Origin of the sequence: Shouchella shacheensis, assembly GCF_001484965.1 — a bacterium.
GTDB classification, from domain to species: domain Bacteria; phylum Bacillota; class Bacilli; order Bacillales; family Bacillaceae_D; genus Shouchella; species Shouchella shacheensis.
On record NZ_KQ947398.1, the window covers coordinates 66,945 to 67,917 of the forward strand.

The following is a 973-nucleotide window of genomic DNA, read 5'->3' on the forward strand; positions in this document are numbered from 1 at the left end:
TCAATCGGACAAGAGGGGTGCTCATACGGACAGGAGCGAGCTTCAATCGGACAAGAGGAGTGCTCATACGGACAGGAGCGAGCCTCAATCGGACAGGAGAGAAGCAACAACCCCCGGGGTTCTCTCCTACTAACAAGCAACAGGGATTCCACTGTGTTTTTCAACTCCGAGAGTTGAGTTAGGTCGTTCAGCAAACGACGCTTAGGGTTGATGCAAACGGACACATGTCACACTTTTTTCAATCATTTCATTGTTAGCGTTTACTGAATTTGCTATACTGGTAGAGGTTTAACGAACATACTGGAAAAGAGAGGTTTTGCACAGATGGAACGTACATATGTAATGGTCAAGCCTGACGGCGTACAGCGCAACTTGATTGGGAATATCGTTTCACGCTTTGAACAAAAAGGATTTACGCTCGTCGCCGGGAAGCTAGTCACGATTTCTAAAGAAACGGCGGAAACCCACTACGCGGAACATCGGGAGCGCCCGTTTTTTGGCGAGCTTGTTGACTTTATTACCTCCGGCCCTGCGTTCGCGATGGTCTGGGAAGGGGAAAATGTCGTGAGCACAGCACGCACACTTATTGGTGCGACCAATCCAGCGGAAGCTGCTCCTGGCACAATCCGTGGCGACCTTGCCGTCCAGCTGTCAATGAATGTGGTCCACGGTTCTGATTCACCAGAGAGCGCTGAACGTGAAATCGGCATCTTCTTCAAGAAGGACGAGCTCGTCTCCTATGAGAAATCTGGGCGCGAGTGGGTGTAGAAGAAAAGCGCAGGCGGGTTGCCCAGAAGCGAGAATGTTGGAAGGCCTGTACTAGAAATCCCGGTTTTGGATTTCAGTGCAGGCCTGAAAGATCTCGAGCTTTTACCCGCCGAAGCTAGACAAAAACCGGAGAGACGTGATCTCTCTGGTTTCTTGTTAATGGTTTAGAAAACCCCCGGCTATGCCGGGGGTTCAAAAGAGCTTC

At 50.5% G+C, this 973-nt stretch carries 1 protein-coding gene; it reads left to right on the plus strand.

Translation table 11 applies throughout. From position 1 onward, the window contains the following. Positions 1–324 precede the first annotated feature (324 nt). A complete protein-coding gene (gene ndk / locus AVZ68_RS05580) occupies positions 325–768 on the plus strand; it encodes a nucleoside-diphosphate kinase (RefSeq protein ID WP_059103551.1) in 444 nt (147 codons plus the stop codon). The last annotated feature ends 205 nt before the right edge of the window (positions 769–973 follow it).

What these genes read in the sequence shown, in the direction of transcription:
- ndk (WP_059103551.1), top strand. Translation starts at nt 325, where the DNA reads ATGGAACGTACATATGTAATGGTCAAGCCTGACGGCGTACAGCGCAAC.